General features: G+C 67.0%; 24 protein-coding genes. 18 read left to right on the top strand and 6 right to left on the bottom strand.

Going from position 1 to position 25,253, the window contains the following annotated elements:
* Window positions 1-8: 8 nt before the first annotated feature.
* From H261_RS01590 to H261_RS01580, 3 genes are all read right to left on the bottom strand, one after another.
* Window positions 9-557 carry a DUF882 domain-containing protein gene (locus H261_RS01590; protein WP_008613553.1) on the bottom strand — a complete coding sequence of 183 codons (549 nt, stop codon included), beginning with the start codon at window positions 555-557 and terminating at the stop codon, window positions 9-11.
* Window positions 558-673: 116 nt separating this feature from the next.
* Complete coding sequence (locus tag H261_RS01585) at window positions 674-2,284, bottom strand: L,D-transpeptidase family protein (RefSeq protein ID WP_152426637.1); 1,611 nt, start codon at window positions 2,282-2,284, stop codon at window positions 674-676.
* Window positions 2,285-2,423: 139 nt separating this feature from the next.
* Window positions 2,424-2,858, bottom strand: coding sequence for a rhodanese-like domain-containing protein (locus H261_RS01580; RefSeq protein ID WP_008613551.1), 435 nt, complete (start codon window positions 2,856-2,858; stop codon window positions 2,424-2,426).
* A gap of 152 nt (window positions 2,859-3,010) precedes the next feature.
* Between H261_RS01580 and H261_RS01575 the strand changes: the two genes are divergently transcribed.
* From H261_RS01575 to cysC, 4 genes are read left to right on the top strand one after another with little or no spacing between them, the layout of a single operon-like run.
* Window positions 3,011-5,107 carry a nitrite/sulfite reductase gene (locus tag H261_RS01575; protein WP_008613550.1) on the top strand — a complete coding sequence of 699 codons (2,097 nt, stop codon included), beginning with the start codon at window positions 3,011-3,013 and terminating at the stop codon, window positions 5,105-5,107.
* The gene (locus H261_RS01570) at window positions 5,107-5,805 is read left to right on the top strand and encodes a phosphoadenylyl-sulfate reductase (protein ID WP_008613549.1); all 699 of its coding nucleotides are present in this window, start codon (window positions 5,107-5,109) and stop codon (window positions 5,803-5,805) included. The genes H261_RS01575 and H261_RS01570 overlap by 1 nt, the downstream gene beginning before the upstream one ends.
* A 26-nt stretch (window positions 5,806-5,831) precedes the next feature.
* Window positions 5,832-6,632, top strand: a complete 801-nt coding sequence (gene cysD / locus H261_RS01565; RefSeq protein WP_008613548.1) for a sulfate adenylyltransferase subunit CysD — start codon at window positions 5,832-5,834, stop codon at window positions 6,630-6,632.
* A gap of 18 nt (window positions 6,633-6,650) precedes the next feature.
* A complete protein-coding gene (cysC, locus tag H261_RS01560; protein ID WP_008613546.1) occupies window positions 6,651-8,576 on the top strand; it encodes an adenylyl-sulfate kinase in 1,926 nt (641 codons plus the stop codon).
* Window positions 8,577-8,628: 52 nt separating this feature from the next.
* On the opposite strand, the gene H261_RS01555 is transcribed toward cysC, so the two are convergent.
* The 3 genes from H261_RS01555 to H261_RS01545 form a co-directional block, all read right to left on the bottom strand.
* A complete protein-coding gene (locus tag H261_RS01555) occupies window positions 8,629-10,503 on the bottom strand; it encodes an ATP-binding protein (RefSeq protein WP_008613545.1) in 1,875 nt (624 codons plus the stop codon).
* Entirely contained in the window at window positions 10,500-11,261 is a 762-nt protein-coding gene (locus H261_RS01550) for a type 2 periplasmic-binding domain-containing protein (protein WP_008613544.1), read from the bottom strand. The genes H261_RS01555 and H261_RS01550 overlap by 4 nt, the downstream gene beginning before the upstream one ends.
* 205 nt (window positions 11,262-11,466) lie before the next feature.
* Window positions 11,467-11,910, bottom strand: a complete 444-nt coding sequence (locus H261_RS01545) for an Hsp20 family protein (protein ID WP_008613543.1) — start codon at window positions 11,908-11,910, stop codon at window positions 11,467-11,469.
* Between the two features lie 177 nt (window positions 11,911-12,087).
* Between H261_RS01545 and H261_RS01540 the strand changes: the two genes are divergently transcribed.
* From H261_RS01540 to H261_RS26615, 14 genes are all read left to right on the top strand, one after another.
* The gene (locus H261_RS01540; RefSeq protein WP_008613542.1) at window positions 12,088-13,665 is read left to right on the top strand and encodes a fused MFS/spermidine synthase; all 1,578 of its coding nucleotides are present in this window, start codon (window positions 12,088-12,090) and stop codon (window positions 13,663-13,665) included.
* 85 nt (window positions 13,666-13,750) lie between these two features.
* A complete protein-coding gene (locus tag H261_RS01535; protein ID WP_008613541.1) occupies window positions 13,751-14,332 on the top strand; it encodes a TlpA disulfide reductase family protein in 582 nt (193 codons plus the stop codon).
* Window positions 14,333-14,349: 17 nt separating this feature from the next.
* Entirely contained in the window at window positions 14,350-15,414 is a 1,065-nt protein-coding gene (locus H261_RS01530) for a COX15/CtaA family protein (protein ID WP_008613539.1), read from the top strand.
* Between the two features lie 164 nt (window positions 15,415-15,578).
* The gene (locus tag H261_RS25705) at window positions 15,579-15,740 is read left to right on the top strand and encodes a hypothetical protein (RefSeq protein ID WP_008613538.1); all 162 of its coding nucleotides are present in this window, start codon (window positions 15,579-15,581) and stop codon (window positions 15,738-15,740) included.
* 15 nt (window positions 15,741-15,755) lie between these two features.
* The gene (locus tag H261_RS01525) at window positions 15,756-16,301 is read left to right on the top strand and encodes a cupredoxin domain-containing protein (protein WP_008613537.1); all 546 of its coding nucleotides are present in this window, start codon (window positions 15,756-15,758) and stop codon (window positions 16,299-16,301) included.
* Between the two features lie 16 nt (window positions 16,302-16,317).
* Entirely contained in the window at window positions 16,318-17,997 is a 1,680-nt protein-coding gene (locus H261_RS01520; RefSeq protein WP_008613536.1) for a cbb3-type cytochrome c oxidase subunit I, read from the top strand.
* Window positions 17,998-18,085: 88 nt separating this feature from the next.
* Window positions 18,086-18,952, top strand: coding sequence for a heme o synthase (gene cyoE / locus H261_RS01515; RefSeq protein ID WP_008613534.1), 867 nt, complete (start codon window positions 18,086-18,088; stop codon window positions 18,950-18,952).
* 36 nt (window positions 18,953-18,988) lie between these two features.
* Window positions 18,989-19,765 (top strand): SCO family protein, encoded by a 777-nt coding sequence (locus tag H261_RS01510; RefSeq protein ID WP_008613532.1) that lies wholly within the window; start codon window positions 18,989-18,991, stop codon window positions 19,763-19,765.
* Between the two features lie 57 nt (window positions 19,766-19,822).
* Window positions 19,823-21,397 (top strand): hydrogenase iron-sulfur subunit, encoded by a 1,575-nt coding sequence (locus H261_RS01505; RefSeq protein WP_008613531.1) that lies wholly within the window; start codon window positions 19,823-19,825, stop codon window positions 21,395-21,397.
* The gene (locus H261_RS01500) at window positions 21,394-21,897 is read left to right on the top strand and encodes a hypothetical protein (protein ID WP_008613530.1); all 504 of its coding nucleotides are present in this window, start codon (window positions 21,394-21,396) and stop codon (window positions 21,895-21,897) included. Before H261_RS01505 ends, H261_RS01500 begins: the two co-directional genes overlap by 4 nt.
* Window positions 21,898-21,958: 61 nt before the next feature.
* Window positions 21,959-23,317, top strand: coding sequence for a cbb3-type cytochrome c oxidase subunit I (locus H261_RS01495; protein ID WP_008613529.1), 1,359 nt, complete (start codon window positions 21,959-21,961; stop codon window positions 23,315-23,317).
* On the top strand, window positions 23,310-23,795 hold the full coding sequence (locus H261_RS01490) for a cupredoxin domain-containing protein (protein ID WP_008613528.1): 486 nt from the start codon (window positions 23,310-23,312) through the stop codon (window positions 23,793-23,795). The genes H261_RS01495 and H261_RS01490 overlap by 8 nt, the downstream gene beginning before the upstream one ends.
* A gap of 71 nt (window positions 23,796-23,866) precedes the next feature.
* Window positions 23,867-24,442, top strand: coding sequence for a glycoside hydrolase family 1 protein (locus tag H261_RS26620; protein WP_322096272.1), 576 nt, complete (start codon window positions 23,867-23,869; stop codon window positions 24,440-24,442).
* Window positions 24,439-25,224 carry a glycoside hydrolase family 1 protein gene (locus tag H261_RS26615; RefSeq protein WP_322096271.1) on the top strand — a complete coding sequence of 262 codons (786 nt, stop codon included), beginning with the start codon at window positions 24,439-24,441 and terminating at the stop codon, window positions 25,222-25,224. Before H261_RS26620 ends, H261_RS26615 begins: the two co-directional genes overlap by 4 nt.
* Window positions 25,225-25,253 lie beyond the last annotated feature (29 nt).

Genomic DNA, 25,253 nt, shown 5'->3' with positions numbered 1-25,253 from the left:
GCGCTTCCCTACCAGGTCCGGACGCGGCCGGTGTCGATGTGGACGAAATCGGATTCGGGATAGACGCCGACGCCGCCGCCCTTCAGCGACAGGGCGGCCCTGCCCACGTGGCGGGTGGCGTGGCCGGGCAGCCGGATGTCCACCGCCTTGCCCAGGGTGTGCAGGGACTGGGTGGCGACGCCGCCGCTGTGCGAGGCCATGACGGCGTTGGTGACCGGCGAGCGATAGCCGCAGATGATGTGGATCGGCCCCTTGGCGCCGACCTTGCGCTGGACCGAATTCATCATGTCGAGCAGCTTGGGATCGATGGGGTGGACCTGATTGTTGCGGTGATCGCGCAGGAAGCGGCTGATCTGGGCGATGGACTTGGTCTGGTAGTGGCCCTCGGCCCAATACACGCTTTTCAGCGATTCGCCCGTATGGGTGTTGTAGAGGTGGATATGGCGCTCCGGCAGGCGGCGGATGGCGGCCTCGACCGGATTGCTGACCACCAGGGTGGCCGCGGCGCCCAGACCGAGCCCCAGGAAGCCACGCCGGCTCTTCGCCTTATCGAACATTCCCCCTCCGTCCCTGTGTCCGAGGCTCTCCCCCTCGGGCGGAAACCTTATTACCATTTTGGGGCGGGCGGGAGTCAACTACCCCTTGGTCCCGTTTCCGGGTAGGTGCGGGGTGGTCAGGAGGTGCCGGCGGTGCGGCCCGACAGGGGACGCGTGGCCGGGGCGCGGGCACGATCCAGCGCGGTCGTCAGCCGCCGGTCATGGCCATAGAGGTCGTCGCGGAAGTGGAGAATTCCGTTCTCGTCGGCCCAGGCGGTCCAATACATCATATAGACCGGAACGGTCCGTTCGAGCATCAGGGTGCGGGTGGACTTGTTGGCGGCGATGTTGTCGGCCAGCCTGCCCTGCCAGCGCGCGCCCAGCAGCAGTTCGCCCAGTTCCACCGGCCGTTCCAGCCGCACGCAGCCGTGGGACAGCGCCCGGTACGAGCGGCCGAAGACCTTCCGGTTGTTGGTGTCGTGCATGTAGATGTCGTCGGAATCGGTCAGGTTGAACTTCAACTGGCCCAGGGCGTTGTCCGGTCCCGGCGGCTGGCGCAGGCGGTAGGGGAACTTCTTGCCGATGGCGTTCCAATCGACGCCGTCCCCCGCCGATACCGGGCTGCCCTCGGGATAGTCGACGATCTGCAGGTTGCTGGTGGCCAGATAGTTGGGGTCCTTGCGCAACTTGGGCAGGATTTCCTTGTTGGCGATGCTGGTCGGCACCCGCCAGGCGGGGTTGAGCACCACCGAACTCATGGTGGTGTTCATGCTGGGCGTCGGATGCTTGATGTCGCCCACCACCACCCGCATGGTCATGGCGACGTTGCCGTCCTCGACCACTTCCATCTGCTGGGCGGCGATATTGACCGCGATGTGGTGGCGCCCGAACGAGCGGGGCATCCAGCGCCAGCGTTCCAGGTTGACGGCGATCTGCCGGGCGCGGGACTCGGCGGGGACGTTGAGATGGGCCAGCGTCCTGCCGCCCACCACGCCGTCGGGGTCGAGGCCGTGGCGGAGCTGGAAGCGCTTCACCCCCTCGACCAGCGGGCCGTCATAGGTGGCGCCCTCGGCCAGGTCCGCCGCGAGATCGCCCGAGGCGATCAGGCGGCGGCGCAGCACCGGCACGCGCTCGTCGGTCTCACCCGGCGCCAGCTTGTCGCCGGCCGGAAGGGTGGGCCAGCCGCCGGCGGCGGCGATGGCGCGGGCCTTTTCCAGCCCCTCGCGCAGGCGGGCATAGCCGACATAATGGGGAGTGGCCGTCTCGGTCTGCTCGGCCAGGGGCTTGCCCTCGGCCAGCGCCCTGAGGAAGCGGACGCCGTCGAAATCGCCCCGCGTCTCGGCGCCGAAGCCGCCCACGTTGCGGGCGGGCAGCACCGCGCCGATGGACAGGTCGCGGCCGAAGCGCAGCAGGGCGGCGCTGACCAGCACGTCGCCGTCCAGGTCGTTGCCGGCATTGGGCAGGGCGTAGGTGGCGGGGTCGAGACCCTGGGCCGCCGCCAGGGCGCGGGTGTCGCGCAGCAGGGTCTCGGCGGCGGCGCCGGTCCAGGCGGCCTGGCCCTGGCGCCCGCGATAGAAGTCGCGCAGCGCCTTGCCCTCGGGGGTGGGCTCGGCCAGCGGGGCGGCGGCGATGGCGGCATCGAGCCGGCGCTGGGTTTCTGCGGCGGATTGGGCCTGCACGGCCGGCTCCCAGCCGAGGACGGCCAGACCCATGGTCAGCGAGAAAAGCAGCGGGCGCGACGACAACACCGTAAGACCTCTGGCCCGCAAAGACGGGCGAACAAAACCGTTGGCGGAGGGGGCGCCCCTCCAGCATGACTCGATATCGATCCAATCGGCCCGGGTGTCAACGGGCAACAGCGGCGTTGTACGGAATTATTACAACTCGTCAACCTTGGGCCCAGGGCAGGCCCGAGGCTTTCCAGCCCGCCATCGCGCCGCGATGCTTGGCGGCGTCATGGGGGCCCTCGAACCCGTCGGTGACGTTCCAGGCGGCGGTATAGCCCAACTGGGTCAGCAATTCGGCGGCGGCGCGCGAACGCACCCCCGAGCGGCACAGGAGCAGCAGGGTGTCGTCCTTTCTCACGCCATGAGCTTCGACCTGGGCGGCGAAGGCGTCGTTGCGGGCCATGGTCGGGAAGACCTGCCACGAGACCAGCAGCACCTGCTTGCCCACCGGCGACAGATCGGGGACGCCGACGAACGACCATTCCGCCTGGGTGCGGACGTCGATGACCTTGGCGGAGGGGTCGGAAGCGAGGCGTTCCCAGGCTTCGGCGGGAGTGATTTCACCGGCGTAACCGGGGGTGGACGGCTGGGTCATGGAAGGCTCCGAAGAAGAAACTACATAAAAGCTAGTGCATAATAGAGTTAATGTACACAGAAAAATGTTGACCTTGGCGTGAAATGTGGGGTACACCGTAGTTCATCGAGATCGCACACATATTTACGTGTAAATCAGCAAGAGGGCCTGTCATGAAGGACGCCACCCACGCCGACCTCACCGCCATCGAGCCGCTGGTTCGCTCTTCGGATCTGGCGGAGTACCGGCGGGGCCTCCAGCGCCACCAGAGCGGCGAGTGGGATGCTGAGCGCTTCACCGCCTTCCGTCTGCGCCATGGCGTTTACGGCCAAAAGCAGGCCGGTGTCCAGATGGTCCGCATCAAGATCCCCGGCGGCATCGTGCCGACCCCCTGGCTGAAGACCCTGGCCCGCGTCAACCGCGAGTTCGCCAAGGGCCCGGCCCACATCACCACCCGCCAGGACTTCCAGCTGTACTACGTGCCGCTGGAGCGCAGCGCCGACATGCTGGACGTGCTCAATGCCGGCGGCATCACCACCCGCGAGGCCTGCGGCAACACGTTGCGCAACATGACGTCGTGCGCCCTGGCCGGCGCCTGCGGCCGCGAGCTGGTGGACGCCGGCAAGGTGGCCGAACAGCTGGCGCGGAGCTGGCTGCGTCATCCCCTGGTCCAGCATATGCCGCGCAAGATGAAGTTCACCGTGTCGGGCTGCGCCACCGATTGCGGCGCCTCGCCCATCCACGACCTGGGCTTCGTCGCCGTGGAAAAGGACGGCCGCAAGGGCTTCAAGGTCCTGGCCGGCGGCGGCCTGGGCGGCCAGCCGATCATGGCGGTGGAGGTCCTGTCCTTCGTGTCCGAGGAGGACCTGCCCACCGTCATCGAAGCCACCGCCCGCCTTCATCAGCGCTATTCCAACCGCCGCGACCGCGCCCTGGCCCGCCTGAAGTTCGTGCTGAAGCGCTTCGGGGCCGAGAAGTTCACCGCCCTCTTCCAGGAGGAGTTCGAGCGCCTGCGCAGCCTGCAGCAGCGTCCCTGGCAGCCGCTGTCCTGGCGGACGCCGGTGGAGGCCCCGGTGGCCCGCACCCCGGTCGGCGTGGTCCCCGGCCATGACGGCAAGGTCGCCCTGGTGGTCTATGTGCCGCTGGGCATCATCGACTCCGACCAGCTGGACGCTCTTTACGACATCGCCGTTTCGGCGGGCGTTAGCCGGCTGTCCACCACCCGCGACCAGAAGCTGGCCCTGCTGGACGTGGCCCAGGACAAGGTCGCCGAGGTGACCGCCAAGGTCCGCGCCCTGGGCTTCGACATCCCCGCCAGCGCCGAGGACGCGCCCGACGTGGTGTCGTGCCCCGGCACCACCACCTGCCGCATCGGCATCACCAATTCCCAGAGCTTCGGTCTTCAGGTGGAGAAGGAAGCGCAGTTTTCCCTGAAGTCGGGCGCCGCCGACGCCAGGGGCGTCTCGGTGCACGTGTCGGGCTGTCAGAATTCCTGCGGCCTGCACCATGTGGCCGATATCGGCCTGCACGGCATGGGCAAGAAGATCGATGGCAAGCCCGCCCCCCATTACCAGCTGCATTTCGGCGGCGACGCCTATGCCGGCCAAGTGGGGATCGAGGGGCCCATCGTTCCCGCCCGCCTCGCCAACCAGGCGGTGGCTCTGCTGCGCCGGGACATCCAGGCGGCCCGCGCCAAGGGTGAGAGCGCGCGGGCCTGGGCCGAGCGCCTGGGCAAGGACGGCATCAACGAGGTGCTCAAGCCGCTGGCGGCGGGCGAGGGCGACGACCTGTTCACCGATTGGGGCGACAGCGACGTCTTCGTCGGTCCGCCCAAGGCCAAGGGCGAATGCGCCGCGCCCCAGGTCAGCACCACCTATTACGCCGATCTGGCCGATGACGGCCTGATCAACCTGGACCGCTTCCTGTCGCGCGGCCGCTGGCCCGAGGCGCTGAAGGCCGGCGAGGAGGCCACCGTCTACGCCGTGCGCCTGCTGCTGGGCGGCCATGGGGTGGCGACCGAGGACGACCAGGATGCCGAGGCGGTGTTCGCCCTGTTCCGCGCCTCCCCGGCGGCGACCATCGAGGCGGTCAACGCCTTCGAATCGGTGCTGGCCGAGCGCACCTCGGCCCTGGTGACCGGCGAGGCCGACACCTACCGCGAGGCGGTGGCCTATTTCATCGACACCGTCGGCGTGCTGTTCGCCAGGCCCAAGGCGCCGGTGGTGGCCGAAATCGGCGATCTCTCCTCGATCCTGGCGGTGGTGGCCTGATGTCCCTGGACGTGGAGCATCTGATCCGCCGGTACGGCCATCTGGACGGCAAGGAGCTTCTTGCCGCCCTGATCAAGGGCGATCTGGCCGGGCGCGTCGCGGTGACCTCGTCCTTCGGGGCGGAATCGGCGGTGCTGCTCGATCTGGTCGCGGAGGTCGATCCGGCCACCCCGGTGATCTTCCTCGATACCAACGAGCTGTTCGACGAGACCATCGAGTACCGCTACCAGTTGGAGCGCCGCCTGGGCCTTTCCAACGTGGTGGTGGTCCGTCCCAATGAAGAGGAACTGCATCTGGCCGAGGAATTGTGGCGGGATGATCCCGACCGCTGCTGCGAACTGCGCAAGGTGCGCCCCCTGGCCCGCGCCGTCGCCGGCTACGAGGCCCTGGTGGACGGGCGCAAGCGGGCCCATGGCTTCGAGCGCGAGCACCTCGCCACCATCGAGAACGGTGGTGGCGTGGTGAAGGTCAGCCCTCTGGCCAATTGGAGTGCCGCGGCCATCGAGGCCTATTTCGTCAAGCGCAACCTGCCGCGCCATCCCCTGGTGGCGAGCAACTACCGCTCCATCGGCTGTTGGCCGTGTACCCGTCCGGTCGATCCCGGCCAGCCCGCCCGCGCCGGGCGCTGGGCCGGCAAGGGCAAGAGCGAATGCGGCATTCATACCCTGTCCCTGGGCCTCGACGGCGCCGGGATCTGAACGCGGAAAGACAAAAAGAGATGATCATGAACGATCTCGACGCCTTGGAGAGCCAATCCATCTACATCCTGCGCGAGGCCTTCAATCGCCTCGACAAGATCGCCATGCTGTGGTCGATCGGCAAGGATTCCAACGTCATGCTGTGGCTGGCCCGCAAGGCGTTCTTCGGCCATGTGCCGTTCCCCGTGCTGCATGTGGACACCAAGCACAAGATCCCCGAGATGATCGAGTTCCGCGACCGGGTCGCCAAGGAATGGAACCTGCCGCTGATCGTCGGCGAGAACACCGAGGCCCTGGCCGCCGGCATGGGGCCGCACAACGGCCGCGTCGAGTGCTGCACCGCGCTCAAGACCGAGGGCCTGAAGGCCCTTCTGGCGAGCCATGGCTTCACCGGCGTCATCGCCGGCATCCGCCGCGACGAGGAGGGCACGCGGGCCAAGGAACGCGTCTTCAGCCCGCGCAACCAGTCGGCCGAGTGGGATTTCAAGGACCAGCCGCCCGAGTTCTGGGACCAGTTCAAGACCGATTTCGCGCCGGGCACCCATCTGCGCATCCATCCGCTGCTGGCGTGGTCCGAACTGGACGTCTGGCGCTATATCGAGCGCGAGAACATCCCCATGGTCGACCTCTACTTCGCCAGGGACGGGCGGCGCTACCGCAGCTTGGGCTGCGCGCCCTGCACCGGTTCGGTGGCGTCCACCGCCTCGACGGTGGCCGAGATCATCGAGGAACTGGAGACCACCAAGATTTCCGAACGTTCGGGCCGCGCCCAGGACAAGGAATCCGAGGACGCCTTCGAGCGTCTGCGCGCCGGCGGCTATATGTGAGCGAGGGACCCAAGGATCATGAGCAACACCGCAACCGCCCGTAAGATCAGCCCCGAGGTTTCCGTGTCCCAGAACGCTTCCCCCATGAAGATCGTCGTGGTCGGCCACGTCGACCACGGCAAGTCCACCCTGGTGGGCCGCATCCTCAACGAGACCGGCGCCCTGCCCGAGGGCAAGGTCGAGTACCTGAAGGAAGTCTGCGACAAGCGCGGCATGCCCTTCGAATGGGCCTTCGTCATGGACGCCCTGCAGGCCGAGCGCGACCAGGGTATCACCATCGATACCGCCCAGATCCGCTTTCGCACCGAGGCCCGGCCCTACGTCATCATCGACGCCCCCGGCCACAAGGAATTCCTGAAGAACATGGTGTCGGGCGCCGCGTCGGCCGAGGCCGCCGTGCTGGTCATCGACGCCCACGAGGGCGTGCAGGAGCAGTCGCGCCGCCACGGCTATCTGCTGCATCTGCTCGGCCTGCGCCAGATCGCCGTGGCGGTCAACAAGATGGACCTGGTGGACTTCTCGCAAGACCGCTTCGAGGAGGTGAAGGCCGAGATCGTCGCCTATCTCAACTCCATCGGCGTCGAACCCACCTACGTCATCCCGGTGGCGGCCCGCTCGGGCGCCAACATCGCCTCTATCGCCGCCGAGACTCCCTGGTACACGGGCCCCAGCGTGCTCGGCGCGCTGGACCGCTTCGAGCCGGCCAAGCCGCTCACCGATCTGGCGCTCCGCCTGCCGGTGCAGGACGTCTACAAGTTCGACGAGCGCCGCATCATCGCCGGGCGCATCGAATCCGGCCGCCTCAAGGTGGGCGATACCCTGGTGTTCTCGCCGTCGGGCAAGATGGCCAAGATTGCCACCATCGAGACCTGGGGCAATTCCCTGGCCTCGGTGTCGGCCGGGGCCGGCCAGTCGGTGGGCATCACGCTGGACGAGCAGATCTTCGTCGAGCGCGGCAACGTCGCCAGCCTGGAGCATCACCTCCCCCACCAGTCCCACGACCTCAAGGCCCGCGTCTTCTGGCTGGGCCGGGGGCCGCTCAAGGTGGGCTCGCGCTACAAGCTGAAGCTGGCCACCGCCGAGCATGTGGTCGACGTGGTGGCCATCGAGCGGGTCATCGACGTGGAAGACCTGGCCAACCACCAGGGCAGCGAAGTGGCGCGCAACGCCGTGGCCGAGGTGGTGTTCCGGGCCAAGTCGCCCATCGCCCACGATTCGTTCGTCGACAATCCCCGCCTGGGCCGCTTCGTGCTGGTCGAGGGCTACGACATCGTCGGCGGCGGCGTCATCGCCGAGACCCCGTCCGAGGAGGCGCGCTCGCGCTCGTCCCACGTCACCGTGGTGCCCCACAAGGTGGATTCCGAGACGCGGGCCATCGCCAACGGCCATCGCGGCGGCGTGGTGTGGCTGACCGGCCTGTCGGGGGCCGGCAAGTCGACCATCGCCATGGAGGTGGAGCGCCAACTGTTCCTCAAGGGCTGGCAGGTCACCGTGCTGGACGGCGACAACGTGCGCACCGGCCTGTGCGGCGACCTCGGCTTCTCCGATCCCGACCGCGCCGAGAACATCCGCCGCGTCGGCGAGGTGGCCCATCTGTTCGCCGAGGCCGGCATGGTGGTGGTGACCTCGTTCATCTCGCCGTTCCGCGCCGACCGCGAGAAGGTGCGCGCCATCAACCCCGACGCCTTCCACGAGGTGTTCGTCGCCACCGGCCTGAACGAGTGCGAGCGCCGTGATCCCAAGGGCCTGTACAAGAAGGCCCGCGCCGGCGAGATCAGCTACTTCACCGGCATCGGTTCGGCCTACGAAGCGCCGGCCCTGCCGGAGCTGGCCCTGGCCACCGAGGGCAAGAGCGTCGATGAGAGCGTCGCCGACCTGCTGCGCTACATCGAGAACGCCTTCTCGCTGTCGGCCCGCGAACAGGCCAACGGCTGGGGGCTGTAGCCTCCGGGTTCCGTATGATGAAAAGGGCGTCGCCCCGCTGGCGGCGCCTTTTTTATTGCGGTGCCTGGGGCAGGGTGAAGCGGATGGTGCAGCCTTCGATCACCGAGGTGTCGATCCAGATGCGACCGCCCAGGCGCTCGACGATCTTGCGGCAGATGGCCAGGCCGATGCCGATGCCGGGAAATTCATCGGGGCCGTGCAGCCGCCGGAAGACCTGGAACACGTCGTCGGCATAGGAGGGCAGGATGCCGATGCCGTGATCGGTGACGGCCACGCCGACCACGCCGTCGGCGGCGTACGCCGTGATCTCGATGCGGGGCTGCGAACCGGTCCTGGTGAATTTCAGGCCGTTGTCGATCAGTCGGGTGAACAGGTCGGCCAGCATCCGGGCATTGCCCAGCACGCGGGGCAGCGGCCCGGCCTCGATGACGGCGCCGCTCTGTCCGATCTCGTCGCTCAATGCGGCCCGCGCCTGATGCAGGGCGTCGCCCAGGCCGGTGGGCTCGACGGGGGCGTCCTGCGGCGCCGTCTGGGCATAGGCCAGCAGGCCGCGGACCTGATCCTGCATGCGCTGTCCCGCCTTGGCGAGGTAGTCGAGCAGTTCATGGGTTTCGGCATCCAGCGTCCGGCCGACGCGGCGGTCCAGCAACTGGCTGAAGCTGACGATGCCGCGTACCGGCTCCTGCAAATCATGGGCGGTGATTTCGGTCATCCGCTCCAGGTCCCGATTGGTGCGGACCAGCTTGTCGATGGAGGCGGCCAGGGCCCGCTCGGCGGCCTTGCGGTCGGTAATGTTCTCCAGCGCCACCAGGACCCGGTCCAGCCGCTCCTCGTGGCCGGGCGGAACCCGCCAGTGGACCACCACCACCCGCGGGAAGCCGTCCAGGGTCCTGACTTCGCCTTCGACGGAAAGCTGGACCTCGCCGTTCCAGATGGCGACGATCTGGCGGGCGAAGGCCTGGCGCGAGGCGGGGGTGAAGGTCTTCTCCAGATTGCCGAGCAACGCCCGCCGGTCCGGGGCGTTATGCAGCGCCAGGGTGGCGGCATTGACGTTGATGACCTCCACCTGGGCGGCGCAGCGGTCGATGAAGTCGGGATGGATGTCGAGATAGTCCTCGATTCCGCCGTCGATCCGCCCGCGCAGCGATTCCACCTCGGCCTTGACCCTGGAGAAATCCTCCTCCCACAAGGAGACCGGGGAGTTGTCGAACAGGATGCGCAGATGTTCTTCCCGTGACTGGATGGCGCTGTAGCTCCGGTCGATGGTCAGGCGCATTTCGGTATAGGCCGCCGCCAGGTCCCGCAATTCATCATCGGGGCTGTCCAGCGGCATCTCCCAATCCGCCTTGTCCAGGTTCGTGTGGCGCACATGGGCCGCCATGCGGGCCAGGGGGCGGGCGACCAGCCTGTAGACCTGCCAGTAGAGGGTGGACAGGATGCCCGCCATCAGGACGATGTTGGCCAGGAACAGGATCCAGGCCCGCTGGAAGACCGGCTGCAGCATCCTGGTCCGGCTCATGGAGACGTCCAGACGGCCGATATTCAGCTCCCGGCCCGAATAGGCCCGGGAGAGGGGGTAGGATTTGCTTGCCTCGTCCACATCCTGGCGGCTGCCGCTTTCGGCCAGGACGGCCCCGGTCTCGTCGGTGACGCGGACCATCTGGACGTGGGGGAACTGGTGGATGCCGGCCACCAGCTGGGCCAGCCGCTCGTCGTCCTGAAGCCAGACGTTCTCCGTCAGGCTGGCCAGATAGCCGGCCTCGATCTCCTGGAAGCGCTCTTCCGCCCGCTGGGTGACGATGTGGTAGTCGGCGGTGACCAGTCCCGCCGCGATGATCACCGCCAGGGCAAGCCCCACCAGGCCCAGGCGGGTGATCAGCCGGTGGGCGACGCTGTCCTTGCGGGCAAGGGCGGCGGCAAAGGTCATTTCACCTCCGTCACCGAGGCGCCGAGGCCGCCGAATACCCGGCGGGCGATGGCTTCGTAGGAGCCGTCGGATTTCATCCGGCGCAACACGTCCCCGAGCGCCGGAGCCATGCCGGCATGGCGGCGGTTGAGGTAGATGAACATGGGAACCCTGGCCAGCGGCGGCTCGGCGCAGACCAGCGGGATGTTCATCTCGCGGGCCAGCCACAGGACCTGCCAGCGCTCGTGCAGGATCAGCTCGACGCGCCCGGCCTTGAGCAGGTTCAGCAATTGAACCGAATCCTTGACCGTTGTCAGTTCGCGCACCGGCGGCAGGTTGTGTTCAAAGATCTGCCAGCCGATCACGTAGGCGACCGAGAACGGTGCGGCCGCCGCCCAGCCGGCAGGAGGCTTGCCGCCGGGCGCGGTGCAGGCCACGAAGTCGTTGACGAACATCCGTTCGGGAACGGCGAGCAGGTTTGGGTAGTCCTTCTCCAGCCCGCCGACCCGTCCCGCCAGTCCGTCGATGATGCCGTCGTCGGCCAGCTTGATGACCCGCGACGAGGCGGGATTGACCTCCAGCTCCGCCGCCTTGCCCAGCCTGGCCAGCGCGTCGTGGATGAGAACCTGGTGAAAGCCGGTGCCCGCCGCATTGGTCCAGGGATCGATCATTCCGGTTGAGAAGCGCAGCGCGTCATCCGCCCGGCCGGATGCGGGCAGGGCCAGCAAGACCGCCGCCAGCCCCAGAACAAATCCTATCTTTCCGGCAGAATGCACCATGCGTCCCCCAACCTTCCGGTTGAACGACTATACCATGGGTCTTAGGTGCGTGTGCATTGACGAAGATTGATGACAAGGCCGTGATTCTGGGGGGCGGGCCGGGAAACGCCACAGCGGGTCGGGCACCCTCCGGCACCCGACCCTTTTGGGGGCGGTCAGGCCGCTTCCTTCTTGCCGGGGCCTTCGATCAGCCTCTTGGCCTTGGTCAACAGGCTGGTGGGGGCTTCGCCCGCGATCTCGATCCGGGGGGGGGGGTCATGGCCTCGGGGATCTCGCGCACCAGATCGATGGTGAGAAGGCCGTCGGCCAGATTGGCCCCGGTCACCCGGACGTGATCGGCCAGGGAGAAGCGGCGGGCAAAGCCGCGCGAGGCAATGCCCTTGTGCAGATAGCCGGTGGTCTCGCCCTGCTTTTCCGCCTTCTTGCCGGTGACGGTCAGGGTGTTGTCCTGGGTTTCGATCTCCAGTTCACCGGACGAAAAGCCGGCCACGGCCAGGGTAATGCGGTAATGGTCCTCCCCCGCCGCCTCGATGTCGTAGGGCGGATAGCCGTTGGTGTCGTCGAAGCGGGCCGCCGCCTCGGCCTGGCGGGCCAGGCGCTCGAAGCCGACGGCGGTGCGCAGCAGGGGGGCGAAGTCGTAGGTCAACATGGTTCCATCCTCCTTTGCGAAGCAATGTCACGCGTAAGTCGTCCTTTTGGACCGGTCCGGACCCTTCGAAAGGCATCCGGCGAAATTGATTTAGGATGGCTTCGCGCGGCTGCAAGGGTGGTTTGTTCACCGGCGATTTGCCATAGTCGCGCCGATTTATGGCGGGGAGGGGAGAGAATGGCGCGGGCGACCATCGTGATCACGGGGGCGGCGATTCTCTGCCTGCAACTGATCGCGTCCCGGGTGATGACGCCGTTCTTCGGGGTCAGCCTGCTGATCTGGACCGGCATCCTGTCGGTCACCCTGCTGTGTCTGGCGCTGGGTTACTATTACGGCGGCGTCTTCTGCCGGGGCCGCTCCGCCGAGGCGATCCGCGCCGCCTATTACCTCAGTCCGGCGCTGTCGGGCGCCTGGCTGGTGGCCGCCGTCCTGCTCTATCCCGTCAGCCTCGGCCCGCTGGCCCAGCTGAATCTGGTGGGCGGGGCGTTCCTCGCCTCGGTGCTGCTGCTGGCCGTGCCCCTGATCCTGCTGTCGGCGCTCAATCCGCTGCTGGTGGCCCTGGAGCGTCCCCTGCACGGCGCGGCCGATTCCGGGGCGGGCTGGGTGTTCTTCATCAGCACCATGGGCTCGGTGGCCGGGGTGCTGGTCGCCGCCTTCGGTCTGATCCCCTATCTTTCCGGCCGCCATTCCATCCTGGTGATCGCCGCCACGCTGTGCCTGCTGGCCGCCCTGGGCGGACGGCGGGGAATTGTCCTGGCCGTGGCCCTGGCCGGGCTGGCCGCCGCCCTGGCCCTCGGGCTGATCGATCCCGCCGGGCGAAGCGGGCGCACCGCCCGCGACGGCGAGGACCGGGCCTGGACCACCATCGCCGTCTATCCCTCGGCCTTCGGGGTGCTCAAGGTGGTGGAGGTGGGCGAGGGCGCCGGGATGCTGCGCATCCTGTTCAACGACGGGCTGGCCCAGAACGGCTTCGACGCCCAGGGCCGGCCGGCCCTGCAATTCACCCATTTCCTCGAGGCCGGCGCCGCCCATCTGGTGCCCGCGCCGCGCAAGGTGCTGGTCCTCGGCCTGGGCGCCGGGGTGATTCCCGCCGCCTTCGAGGCAAGGGGAGCGGCGGTGGAGGTGGTGGAGATCAACCGCCGCGCCTTTGATGCGGCGCGGGATCATTTCGGCTATCGCCCCGGCCCGGCCACCACCCTGGTCTTCGCCGACGCCCGCACCCAGGTGCGCGGCTGCGCCCCCGACCACGACATCGTCTTCGTCGATCTGTTCTCGGGCGACGGCATCCCCGAACACCTGCTGACCCGCGAATTCTTCGCCGACGTGCGGGGCTGTCTGGCGGAAGAGGGCGTGGTGGCCATCAACAGCTTCCTCGACGCCGGGCACATGGAGCCCACCCGCGCCATCCTCGCCACCCTGGCCGCGGTGTTCGGCCGGGTGGCCTTCGTCGAGCAGGACCGCCCGCCGTCCCGGTCCATCACCAACGGCTTCCTGTTCGCCGCCCGCCAGCCCGGCCGCCTCGACGCCCTGGCCGACCTGTGGATCGGGCCGGGGATCGTTTCCCCCCACATGGCGGTCCGGATGGCCGCCTCGCTCGAATCCCTGCGGATCATCGATGCTACCGCGCCGCTGGTGGCGGGGGTCAAGCCGCTCTCCGACGAGGACAATTCGCTGGCCGCCCTGGCCGCGCCCGCCCAGATGGCCTATCGCCGCGGGGCGGTGGCCACCATTCCCGATCCCATCCTGGTGGATTAGGGCCGGGGAAGGGGGCTTGACCAAAAGCAAGTTCATTCCCACGGTCCCCGTGGTCTACTCCGGGCCGTATTTTGGAAGGTAAACCATGTCCGACCGCATTCTCATCCTGGTGGCCCTGTCGCTGATCCTCGCCATGGTGGCCGGAACGGCGATCCAGATCCGCCGCCCGCAGCCCACTCCCATTCTGGTGAAGGAATCCATGCGCCGGCCGGACTATGCCATTCCGCTGGAAAATCCCATGACCACCGATATGGCCGGAGTGACCAAGCCGTTCCGCGAGCGCATCACCAAGCCCACCGTGATCAATTTCTGGGCCACCTGGTGCATTCCCTGCGTGCGCGAACTGCCGCTGTTCGCCAAGTTCAAGCCCATGGCCGAGGCGGTCGGCATCCAGGTGCTGACCGTCAACGTCGACAAGGAAGGCGCCCCGGTGGCGCAGAAGTTCCTGGACGACAACGGCATCAAGGACATGCCGGTGATTCTCGATCCCGACGGTTCGGTGGCCAAGGCGTTCAAGGTGCGCGGCATGCCCACCGCCCTGCTGGTCAACCCCAAGGGGGAAGAGGCGGCCCGCATGGAAGGCGAGGCCGACTGGTCGCAGCCGGGCGTGGTGGACGTGGTCGTCGAACTGCTGAAACTTCCGTCGTCGCCTGTCTTGGCCCGCTGAGCTTCAAGGGGATAGGAATGACCGCCATGTCGCGATCCTTCGGTCGTACGGACCTCGCCAACGGCGCTCATCGCGACGTGGCCGTCTGGCTGCTGGTCTGCTGCTTCATGGTGGCGGTGATGGTGCTGCTGGGCGGTCTGACCCGCCTGACCCATTCCGGCCTGTCCATGGTGGAATGGGAGCCTATCCGCGGCATCATTCCCCCCCTCAACGAGGCCGACTGGCAGCTGTTCTTCGAGAAGTACAGGCAGACCCCCGAATACCTCAAGGTCAACGCCGGCATGAGCCTGGCGGATTTCAAGGGCATCTTCTGGCTGGAATACATCCACCGGGTGTGGGGGCGGCTGATCGGCATCGTCTTCTTCGTGCCTTTCCTGTGGCTGGCCGTCTCGGGCCGTCTCGGACGGGCGATGATTCCCCGCCTGATCGGCGTGTTCCTGCTGGGCGCCGCCCAGGGCGGCATGGGCTGGTTCATGGTCAAGAGCGGCCTGGTGGACAACCCCGCCGTCTCCCATTACCGCCTGACCGCCCATCTGGCCCTGGCCTTCCTGATCCATGGCTGGATGTTCTGGCTGGCGCTCGACATCCTGGCCGACCACGGTTCCGCCCCCCGCCGCCTGCATGGCGAGGCCGGCCGCGCCCTGGGCTGGCTGACGGGCCTCACCCTCCTGGTGGTGGCGACCCTGCTGTTCGGCGGGCTGGTGGCCGGGCTCAAGGCCGGGCTGATCTACAATACCTGGCCGCTGATGGACGGCGCCCTCATTCCCGGCGATCTGGTTCCCGACGGCTTCCACAGCCTGTTCGAGGACATCAAGACCGTCCAGTTCGGTCACCGCACCCTGGCCGAGATCACCATCGTGGTGGCGCTGGTCGGGTGGTTCCGGGTCCGCGCCCGCCTGGGCGCCCAGACTCCCGCCGCCGTCCACGCGGTGGCGGTCATGGCCCTGATTCAGGTGGCGCTCGGCGTCGGCACCCTGATCCTGGTGGTGCCGGTGTGGCTGGCCTCCGCCCATCAGATGGGGGCCATGGCGTTGCTCACCCTGTGCCTGTGGGCCATCCACGACCTGCGCCGGCGCATCTGATTCCCGGTCCTGCCGGCCGGAATATTCCCGTGAAAAATGTAGAAATTCAAGACGATTGAGTCGTCCGGACTTTACCAAAGTCAAGGAGATGAACTTTCGGTAATGAGAGGTTCATGGTCCGGTCGTCCGGAGTTTTTTTCGGAAATGCCAAGGGAGTTCGATCGATGTCCAATTCAATCGAAGGCAAGGAGGAGGAGCAGATTCCGGCGATGCAGCGCATCCTGGACAATCCGTTCCTGCTTCTCTTTATCGGTGTCGTTGTGCCGACGGTTTCCTACACGATCTGGGGGATCATGGAAGTCGCCCAGCTGCCGATAGCCAAGTAAGGGAGGGATAATATAATGTCTATTACTCCTCCGGAGCAAAAAGTCTGGTACAATGAGCCCGTCGAGAAGACCGAGGTCATCTGGGTGCTCATCGCCCTGACCTGGGCGCTCATCATGTTCGCCATGATGCCGCTCTGGCACCTCAAGGGTACCCAGAACATGTCCAACGAAGCCTATCGCATCCAGCCGGATGTGTATCAGGCCCGCGTGGACGCTTTCGTCGAGAAGTACAAGGTGGGCGAAGAAGGCCACGCCAAGACCCCGGTGGTTCGCCCGCCGGCCGGTTCGGACGTGTACCTGCTGGCCCGTCTGTGGGAATGGTACCCGGTTCTCGAACTCGAGAAGGGCAAGTCCTACCGCCTGCACCTCTCGTCCATTGACTGGCAGCATGGTTTCTCCGTGCAGCCCGCCAATATCAATCTGCAGGTCCATCCCGGCATCGACGAGGTGGTGACCATCACCCCGACCGACGCCGGCGATTTCGGCATCATCTGCAACGAATATTGCGGTATCGGCCACCACACCATGCTCGGAAAAATCCGAGTCGTGGCGGGCAAGTAATCGAGGGGGAGCGCAAATGGTTGCCAAGCCCGTATTCAGAACCTGCGGCTTCACGGGTCTGAAGATCCATGACGAAGCAGAGAAGCTGATCAAGATCAACGCGGTCACCGCCATCGTGGTGCTGGCCGTCGGAGGTCTGTTCGGCCTTCTCGTCGCTTTGACCCGCTGGCCGACCGTGCACCTGCTGCCGGCCGACCTGTTCTACCTGGCGCTGACCGCGCACGGTATCGACATCCTGATCGTCTGGTGCATCTTCTTCGAAGTTGCCCTGATGTACTTCGCCTCGTCCATCCTGCTGCAGACCCGCATCGCTACGCCCAAGATGGGCTGGGTTTCGTACGCTCTGATGGTTCTGGGCGCCGCCATCACCAACTGGAAGGTCCTCGAGGGCAATTCCAGCGTGATGATGACCTCCTACGTGCCGATGCAGGCCGATCCGCTGTTCTACGTGGGTCTGATCCTGTTCGCCGTGGGTGCCCTGATCGCCTGCTTCATCTTCCTCGGCACCCTGGTCGTCGCCAAGGCCGAGAAGACCTATGAAGGGTCGATCCCGCTGGTCACCTTCGGTGCGCTGGTGGCCTGCATCATCGCCATCTACACCATCGCGTCCGGCGCCATCATCCTGATCCCGACCTTCCTGTGGTCGATCGGGCTGATCAGCCACATCGACCCGCTGATGTACAAGGTCGTGTGGTGGGGCATGGGTCACTCGTCGCAGCAGATCAACGTGGCCGCCCACATTGCCGTGTGGTACGCCATCGCCGCGATCCTGTTCGGCGCCAAGCCGCTGTCCGAGAAGGTCAGCCGCTGTGCCTACCTGACCTACATCTTCTTCCTGCAGATCGCCTCGGCCCACCATCTTCTGGTCGAGCCCGGTCTGTCCTCCGCCTACAAGATCTTCAACACCTCGTACGGCATGTACCTCGCCGTGCTGGGTTCGATGATCCACGGCCTGACCGTTCCGGGTTGCATCGAGGCGGCCCAGCGCCGTCGCGGTTTCAACAACGGCATGTTCGAATGGCTGCGTAAGGCCCCCTGGGGCAATCCGGTGTTCTCCGGCATGTTCCTGTCCCTGATCCTGTTCGGCTTCCTCGGCGGCATCTCCGGTGTCACCATGGGCGTGGAACAGATCAACATCATGATCCACAACACCATCTACGTTCCCGGCCACTTCCACGCGACCGTGGCGGCCGGTACGACGCTGGCGTTCATGGCGATCACGTACTTCCTGGTCCCGGTCCTGTTCCGTCGTGAACTGGTCATGCCGGGCCTGGCCAAGCTCCAGCCGTACCTGTTCGGCCTGGGCATGGGCGTGTTCTCGCTGTTCATGATGGGTGCCGGCACCCTGGGCGTGTCCCGCCGTCACTGGGACATGGCCTTCTCGGACGCTCCGCACGCCTTCGCTCACGCTCCCGCTGCCTTCCTTATGATGGGCATCGTGGGCGTGTCGGCGGTGATCGCGGTGATCGGCGGCGCTCTGTTCGTCCTGGTCATCGTCGGTTCGGTGCTGTTCGGCAAGCCGGTGGTCCACTCGGCCGCTCCGGCTCCGGCTCCCTCGCCGGTGGCTTCGTACGGCAATGCCGAGCACGTGGCCGTTCCGGGCACCTTCGCCCTGGCGCTGCTCTTCCTGACGATGTTTGTGCTCTACTACTTCGTCAACTGGAAGTATCTGGCCAGCACCTGGATCCTCAGCTGATCCAGGACCTGGGTAAAGGCGGGCGGGACCCTCGGGTCCCGCCCGTTTTCCCTCCAAGGCGGAATTTCTTGAAAGGGTGGGAGTGGTGATGACGGCGAACCTTAAAGTCCTGGCGTCGGTGTTCAAGCTGCGCATCGGCGTGTTCTGCGCCCTGGCGGCCATCGCCGGAGCCCTGGTAACCAAGGGTGCCGTTCCCGAGACCTCCCAGGTCGTGGCCGTGGCCGTGGCCGTGCTGCTGTCGGCCGCCGCGGCCGGCGCCTTCAATCACTACTGGGAGCGCGACATCGATCCCAAGATGAACCGCACCCGCAACCGTCCCTTCGTCACCGGCCAGTTCACCGCCGGTCCGCTGTGGCCTCTGGGGCTGCTGGCGCTGACCGTCGCCGCGGTGGCCCTGGCCGCCTTCGCCGCCAATGCCTGGGCGGCGCTCCATGTCTTTCTCGGCGCCTTCGTCTACGGCATCGTCTACACCGTCTGGCTGAAGCGCCGCACCGCCTGGAACATCGTGATCGGCGGGTTGTCGGGCAGCTTCGCCGTGCTGGCGGGCGCCGCCGTGGCGGTTCCGACGCTCAGCCCCGAATCCCTGATCCTGGCCCTGATCCTGTTCCTGTGGACGCCGCCCCATTTCTGGAGCCTGGCGACCGCGCTCAAGGACGATTACGCCGCCGCCGGCATTCCCATGCTGCCGGTGGTCAAGCCGGAATCCGAGACCAACTGGATCATCCTGGCCAATACCGTCGCCCTGGTGGCCTCGTCGCTGCTGCCCGCGCTGTTCGGCGCCGGCCCGCTCTATGTGGGCGCCGCCCTGGCGGGCGGGTTGTGGTTCCTCTACAAGAGCGTCCTCCTGGTGATGCGGCCCGGACGAAGCGCGGCCATGGGAAATTTCTTCGCTTCCCTGATCCAGCTGGTGCTGCTCTTGACCGCCGTCATGGTGGAGCCGCTGCTGGCCGGTTAGAACACCGCCATGATACGCGCAAGTGTCCTGATTCTGTTGGGGCTCCTCTCCGCGGGGAGCCTCACCGCCCATGCGGCGCCCACCGTTTCCGCCACCGCGGAGGAAGCGCTGAAGCGCTCGCGCGCCGCCGAGGGCAACGTGGTCGGGTCCCACCAATTGCTGGACCAGGACGGCCAGGCGGTGGACATCACCCAGTTCCGCGGCAAGCCGGTGGTGATCAGCATGATCTACACCGCCTGCGACCATACCTGCCCGGTCACCACCCAGAACGTGGCCAAGGCGGTGTCGGGGGCGCGCAAGGCCCTGGGCGACGACAGTTTCCAGGTGCTGTCCATCGGCTTCGACACGGTGCGCGACACCCCGGCCAATCTCAAGATGTACGCGCGCCAGCAGGGGATCGACCTCAAGAACTGGACCTTCCTGGCCGGCAACCACGCCACCATGGAGGCCCTGTCGGCCGAGCTGGGCTTCACCTGGTACGTGACCTCGCGCGGCTTCGACCATATCGCCCAGACCACCGTGCTGGACAAGGACGGCAGCATCTACCGCCAGGTCTACGGCGAGAATTTCGAGCTGCCGCTGCTGGTCGAGCCGCTGAAGGATCTGGTGCTGGGCCGTACCGCGGCGCTGACCTCGCTGCAATCCATCAGCGACCGGGTCCGCTTCTTCTGTACCGTCTACGACCCTCATTCCGATGCCTACCGCTTCGATTTCGGCATCTTCTTCAGCATCGGATCGGGTTTTCTCGCCGTGCTGACCATCATCTGGATGACCATCCGCATGTGGCGCGACAGCCGCAGGGCGCCGCGATGATTCCCGCCCGCACCCGCCGAGGGGGCAAGAAAATGGAAACGAAAAGGAAATTTCGCCTTGTCTAATCCAATCAAATCCGCCGTCAGAGCGGGCCTCTTCCGCTTCGAGAGCGGCTGGGACATGCTGGTGGGCCGCGAGTCCAACCCCATGTACTGCCTGGGCGCCATGTCCTGGTTCTTCTTCTGGGTGGTGGGCGCCACCGGGCTGTACCTGTTCGTGCCCTACGACACCAGCGCGGTGCGCGCCTGGAGTTCCATCGAGCACATCTCGCGCGAGCAATGGTACTGGGGCGGCCTGATCCGCTCGCTGCACCGCTACGGCTCGGACGCCATGGTGCTGACCATGATGCTCCACCTGCTGCGTGAGTGGGCGCTGGACCGCTATCACGGCGCCCGCTGGTTCGCCTGGTTCACTGGCGTGCCGCTGATCTGGATGGTGTTCAGCTCCGGCATCACCGGCTATTGGCTGGTGTGGGACGAACTGGCCCAGTACCTGGCCATCGGCACCGCCGAGTGGATGGACTTCCTGGGCATTTTCGGCCAGAGCATCGCGCGCAATTTCCTCAATCCCGGCGCGCTGACCGACCGTTTCTTCACCCTGCTGATCTTCATCCACATCGCCGTGCCGCTGTTCCTGCTGATGGCCATGTGGGTGCACATCCTGCGTATCAACCGCGCCAACACCAATCCGCCGCGGCCGCTGATCATCGGCACCTCCATCATGCTGGTGGCGCTGTCGCTGATCCATCCGGCCCAGAGCCATCCGCCGGCCGACCTGGGCAAGGCCATCGGCGACCTCAATCCCGACTGGTACTTCATGGCGCTGTATCCGCTGTACGACGCCAAGGGGCCGCTGGTGACCTGGGCGGTGTCCATCGGCGCCAGCATGTTCCTGTCGCTGATGCCGTGGATGGCCTTCCGCCGCAAGCGCCGTGCCGCCGCGGTGGTCACCTCGGACATCTGCAACGGCTGCGGCAACTGCGCCTCGGACTGCCCGTTCGGCGCCGTGGTCCTGCGCCCGCGCACCGATGGGCTGCATGCCAGCGCCAAGCTGGCGGTGGTCCAGCCCGATCTGTGCACCAGCTGCGGCATGTGCATGGCGTCGTGCAACAAGACCAATCCGTTCCTGCCCCATGCGGGCGAGACCCGCAACACCGCCATCGACATTCCCGACTTCACCTTCGACCTGATGGTGAAACGGGTTTCCGCCCGCACCCACGGCCTGGTGGGCAAGAACCGGGTTCTGGTGATCGGCTGCGAGCACGGGGCGGTGCTGGACCACCTCAAGGGTCCGTCGGTGGGCGTTCTGCCCCTGCATTGCACCGGCATGATGCCGCCCTCGCTGATCGACTACGTGTTCAACAAGGATCTGGCCGACGGCGTGCTGGTCACCGCCTGCCGTCCGGGCGAGTGCTTCTACCGCCTGGGGCCGGAATGGACCGAACTGCGCATGAACGGCGAGCGGGTGCCCAAGCTGCGCGGCGCCGTGCCGCGCGACCGGGTACGCCTGTTCTGGGCCGCCAGCACAGAGACCAAGGCCCTGATGTCGGAACTGGCCGGTTTCCGGGTGGCGCTGGAGGAGTTGCCGCCCATCGTGCGTCCCGAATCCACCAGAAGGAGGGTGGCGGAATGATCAAGCCCCGTTACATCGCCGGCCAGGCGGTGGCCTATGCCGCCTTCGCCGTGATGATCGCCTATTTCGCGTCCAATCCGGTCTACCGCCATCACAACCCGGACAACGCCCTGCTGAAGCTGTCGCTGACCCATGCCGGGCAGAAGGTCGGCGAATGCAAGGAGCGTTCGGCCGAGGAACTGGCCAAGCTGCCGCCCAACATGCGGGCCAAGCAGTCCTGCGGCCGCGAGCGCAACGCGGTGACGCTGGAAATGGACATCGACGGCGTCAAGGTGTTCTCGCAGGTCGCCAAGCCGGCCGGCCTGTCGGGTGACGGACGCTCGCGCTTCTACGATTCGCGCGAGATCAAGACCGGCCGCCACGTCATCACGGCGCGCATGCGCGACGGCAATGACCCCACCGTCTTCGACCAGGTGGCCGAGGTCACCGTCGAGCTTGTGCCCCGCCAGGTTTTCGTGGTCGATTTCGACGAAGAGAACGGCAAGTTCGAGTTCAAGTGACAAGAACCGTCACCCCGGCTTTCCGGCCGGGGTGACGCGGCTTGAGACGGATAGGGGCGGCATGGATCATTCCTGGAAGGTCGACGGGTTGTCGGCGGCACGCCGGGCCGAATTGCGCGGCTGGGCGCTGTTGGCCATCGGCTCGCTGGCCGTCGCCGGGCTGCTGGCCCTGGCGCTCGGCCTGTCGCGCACTCCCAAGGTGCAGGACTGGCTGCCCTGGGGGCCGCACTTCTTCTACCGCGCCCTGGTCACCCACGTCGTCCTGTCCTTCGAGGTGTGGTTCCTGGCCGCCCTGGGGGCGCTGTCGGCCATGGCGGCGCCGCCCTGTCCCAAGGGCGACGCGCTGGGCCGCGTCGCGTTGATCCTCGGTGTCCTGGGCGTCGTGCTGCTGCTGATTCCGGCCCTGGCCGACCAGGGCGAGCCCTCGCTCAACAACTATGTCCCGGTGGTCGGACATCCCTTGTTCTATATCGGCCTCGGCGTGCACGCCGCCGGCGTGGCCCTGGCCTGCCTGCGGCTGATGCCGGTGCTGCGCAGTCCCGTCGTGGCGCGGTTCGGCATCGCCTGCGCCGGTCTGGCCTATTTGGCCGCCCTGGCCTGCTTCCTGATCGCCTGGGCGCTGATCCCGGCGGGGACCGATGCCGACCTGTTCAACGAGCGGGTGTTCTGGGGCGGCGGCCATGTGCTGCAGCTGGTCAACACCATGATCCTGATGATCGCCTGGCAGGCGCTCGCCGAGCGTCATTTCGGCGCCGGGCCGGTCCCTGCCGGCCTGGGCCGTGCCTGCTTCGCCGCCCTGGCCCTGTTCGCGGCGGTCTCGCCGCTGATCTACCTCACCGGCGGCGACGTGCTGGGCCTCGAGCACCGCCAGGTGTTCACCCGCCTGCTGTGGGTGGGGCTGCCGCTGCCGCCTTTGGTGATGGGGATGGGATTGGCCTGGAAGCTGGTCCAGGGGCCGCGCGACTGGCGCTCGCCCGCCTTCCTCTCCCTGGCGCTGTCGCTGTTCGTCTTCGCCATCGGCGGCTTCGCCGGATTCTTCCTCGGCGTGGCCGACACCCGGACGCCGTCGCACTACCACGCGGTGATCGGTGGGGTGCAGTTGGGCCTGATGGGCGTGGTGCTGGTCAATCTACTGCCCGCTTTGGGGCGCAGCATCGGAACGGGCCGGGGCGTGCGCCTGCAGTTCCACCTCTACGGCTGGGGCCAGCTGGTCCATGCTCTGGGCTTCTTCCTGGCCGGCGCCGCCGGCGTGCCGCGCAAGACCACCGGAATCGACCAGGGGCTGAATACCCTGTGGAAAAAAGTATCCATGGGTGTGGTCGGCATGGGAACCGGCCTGGCGGTGCTGGGCGGAATCATCTTCGTGTGGATGGCGCTCTCCCGTCTGCTCAAGCGGGGCGAGGAGGACGGCAATGCTTAAGGGCTTCGCGCCGCTGGCCCTGCTGGCCGCCACCGCCATCCTGGCGCTGGGCTGGGTGATGGGCCGCACCGGCGGTTTGGACGTGCTGCCGGCGGAAACCTACAAGGCGGAGCCGAGCGAGTTCCACGGCCGCCATCTGGCTCTGCTGGCCGCCCATGGCACCGGCCAGAGCCTGGACGGCATTCCGGTGGTGCGGCCGCCCGCCGGCTCCGACATCCCCGTGCTGGCCAAGCGCTGGGAGTTCAGCCCGGCCCTGGAGCTGGAGCCGGGCAAGACCTACCGTCTGCACCTGCTGGCCGAGGATACGGTGCATTCGGCGGCCATCGGCGAGGCCGAGGTGCTGCTGACCCCCGGAGAAGTCCGGGTGGTCACCCTGACCACCCCGGCCTCGGGCCGGGTGCGTCTGCAATGCGCCGAGTATTGCGGCCTCAGCCATACCAAGATGATCGGCAGCATCGAGGTGGTCGCCGGGAAATAGGGGGGCGGTTCCTTGACGGCGCCGGCCTGGGGTGGGAAGATTTTCCGACGTCAGCCAGCCGGGAGGGGAGCATGGGCGCCGGAAAGACCAAGACCAGGACGGTGGGCCTGCGGCCCGATTTCGTCTGGGGCGTGTCCACCTCGGCCTTCCAGGTGGAGGGCGCCACCAGGGAGGATGGGCGCGGCCCCAGCATCTGGGATACCCGCTGCCGCCTGCAGGGCGGCGTGTGGACCGGCGCCAACGCCGACGTGGCCTGCGACCATTACCACCGCTGGCCCGAGGATGTGGGGCTGATCCGGGACCTGGGCGTCGACGCCTATCGCTTCTCCATCGCGTGGCCGCGCCTGCTGCCCAAGGGCAAGGGGCAGGTCAATGAGAAGGGCCTCGACTTCTACGACCGCCTCATCGACGGGGTGCTGGAGGCGGGGATCACCCCCTGGGTGTGCCTCTATCACTGGGACCTGCCCCAGGCCCTGGACGACCTGGGCGGCTGGACCAACCGCGACTGCGCCGGCTGGTTCGCCGATTACGCCGTGCTGGCGGCCAAACGCTACGGCGACCGGGTCAAGCACTTCGCCACCTTCAACGAATTCTCGGTGTTCACCATGTTCGGCTACGCCATCGACGTGGGCGGCGGCCGGGGGTGACCGACCGCGCCGCCCACATGAAGGCCATCCATCATGTCAACCTCGCCCACGGCATGGGCGTGGACGTGCTGCGCGACCATGTTCCGGGCGTCTCCATCGGCGCCATCCACAACCGCCAGATCGTCCGGCCCGAGGGCGGACTGGCCGAGAACCAGGCGGCGGCCGACCTGCTCGACGCCCACTGGAACGGGGTCTTCTGCGACCCGCAGCATCTGGGCCACTATCCCGAGATCATGGCCCGCGATGTCGAGCCCTATGTCCAGGCCGGCGATCTGGCGCGTATCTGCCGGCCCACCGACTGGATGGGGCTGAACCATTACGGCCCGATCTACGCCAAGGCCGACGCGGGCACCACCTGGGGCTACGGCTGGGGCGCTCCCCCTGAATCCGCCAACCACCCCGAGGTGGGCTGGCCCATTTTCCCCGAGGTGTTCAGGGACGAGTTGCTGACGCTCACCCGGCGCTACAAGCTGCCGGTCTACGTCACCGAGAACGGCTGCGGCGGCGGGGCGGGCAGCGATACCCCCGACGAGAACGGCGTGGTCGACGACACCCATCGCCTCGCCTATTTCCGCGAGTACCAGCAGGCCATGCTGGACGCGGTGGCCGGGGGGGCCGACGTGCGCGGCTATTTCGTCTGGGCGCTCTTGGACAATTTCGAGTGGGGCTCGGGCTACGGCCCGCGCTTCGGCCTCTACCACGTCGACTTCGATACCCAGAAGCGCACCCTGAAGAATTCCGGCAAGTGGTACCGGGAGATGATCAAGGGCCAGAGGACGTAATCGGGCTATCGCCCGAACCCGTCCGGGGC

The sequence above is a fragment of the Paramagnetospirillum caucaseum genome (assembly GCF_000342045.1).
Taxonomy (GTDB): Bacteria; Pseudomonadota; Alphaproteobacteria; order Rhodospirillales; family Magnetospirillaceae; genus Phaeospirillum; species Phaeospirillum caucaseum.
The sequence above is the reverse complement of the archived record's forward strand: the minus strand, read 5'-3'. Positions and strand labels throughout refer to the sequence as shown.

Bases quoted from the DNA above. Each gene is read 5' to 3' on its own strand.
- H261_RS01590 (WP_008613553.1), bottom strand. From the start codon at position 557: ATGTTCGATAAGGCGAAGAGCCGGCGTGGCTTCCTGGGGCTCGGTCTG.
- H261_RS01580 (WP_008613551.1), bottom strand. From the start codon at position 2,858: ATGACCCAGCCGTCCACCCCCGGTTACGCCGGTGAAATCACTCCCGCC.
- H261_RS01575 (WP_008613550.1), top strand. From the start codon at position 3,011: ATGAAGGACGCCACCCACGCCGACCTCACCGCCATCGAGCCGCTGGTT.
- H261_RS01570 (WP_008613549.1), top strand. From the start codon at position 5,107: ATGTCCCTGGACGTGGAGCATCTGATCCGCCGGTACGGCCATCTGGAC.
- cysD (WP_008613548.1), top strand. From the start codon at position 5,832: ATGAACGATCTCGACGCCTTGGAGAGCCAATCCATCTACATCCTGCGC.
- cysC (WP_008613546.1), top strand. From the start codon at position 6,651: ATGAGCAACACCGCAACCGCCCGTAAGATCAGCCCCGAGGTTTCCGTG.
- H261_RS01555 (WP_008613545.1), bottom strand. From the start codon at position 10,503: ATGACCTTTGCCGCCGCCCTTGCCCGCAAGGACAGCGTCGCCCACCGG.
- H261_RS01550 (WP_008613544.1), bottom strand. From the start codon at position 11,261: ATGGTGCATTCTGCCGGAAAGATAGGATTTGTTCTGGGGCTGGCGGCG.
- H261_RS01545 (WP_008613543.1), bottom strand. From the start codon at position 11,910: ATGTTGACCTACGACTTCGCCCCCCTGCTGCGCACCGCCGTCGGCTTC.
- H261_RS01540 (WP_008613542.1), top strand. From the start codon at position 12,088: ATGGCGCGGGCGACCATCGTGATCACGGGGGCGGCGATTCTCTGCCTG.
- H261_RS01535 (WP_008613541.1), top strand. From the start codon at position 13,751: ATGTCCGACCGCATTCTCATCCTGGTGGCCCTGTCGCTGATCCTCGCC.
- H261_RS01530 (WP_008613539.1), top strand. From the start codon at position 14,350: ATGACCGCCATGTCGCGATCCTTCGGTCGTACGGACCTCGCCAACGGC.
- H261_RS25705 (WP_008613538.1), top strand. From the start codon at position 15,579: ATGTCCAATTCAATCGAAGGCAAGGAGGAGGAGCAGATTCCGGCGATG.
- H261_RS01525 (WP_008613537.1), top strand. From the start codon at position 15,756: ATGTCTATTACTCCTCCGGAGCAAAAAGTCTGGTACAATGAGCCCGTC.
- H261_RS01520 (WP_008613536.1), top strand. From the start codon at position 16,318: ATGGTTGCCAAGCCCGTATTCAGAACCTGCGGCTTCACGGGTCTGAAG.
- cyoE (WP_008613534.1), top strand. From the start codon at position 18,086: ATGACGGCGAACCTTAAAGTCCTGGCGTCGGTGTTCAAGCTGCGCATC.
- H261_RS01500 (WP_008613530.1), top strand. From the start codon at position 21,394: ATGATCAAGCCCCGTTACATCGCCGGCCAGGCGGTGGCCTATGCCGCC.
- H261_RS01495 (WP_008613529.1), top strand. From the start codon at position 21,959: ATGGATCATTCCTGGAAGGTCGACGGGTTGTCGGCGGCACGCCGGGCC.
- H261_RS01490 (WP_008613528.1), top strand. From the start codon at position 23,310: ATGCTTAAGGGCTTCGCGCCGCTGGCCCTGCTGGCCGCCACCGCCATC.
- H261_RS26620 (WP_322096272.1), top strand. From the start codon at position 23,867: ATGGGCGCCGGAAAGACCAAGACCAGGACGGTGGGCCTGCGGCCCGAT.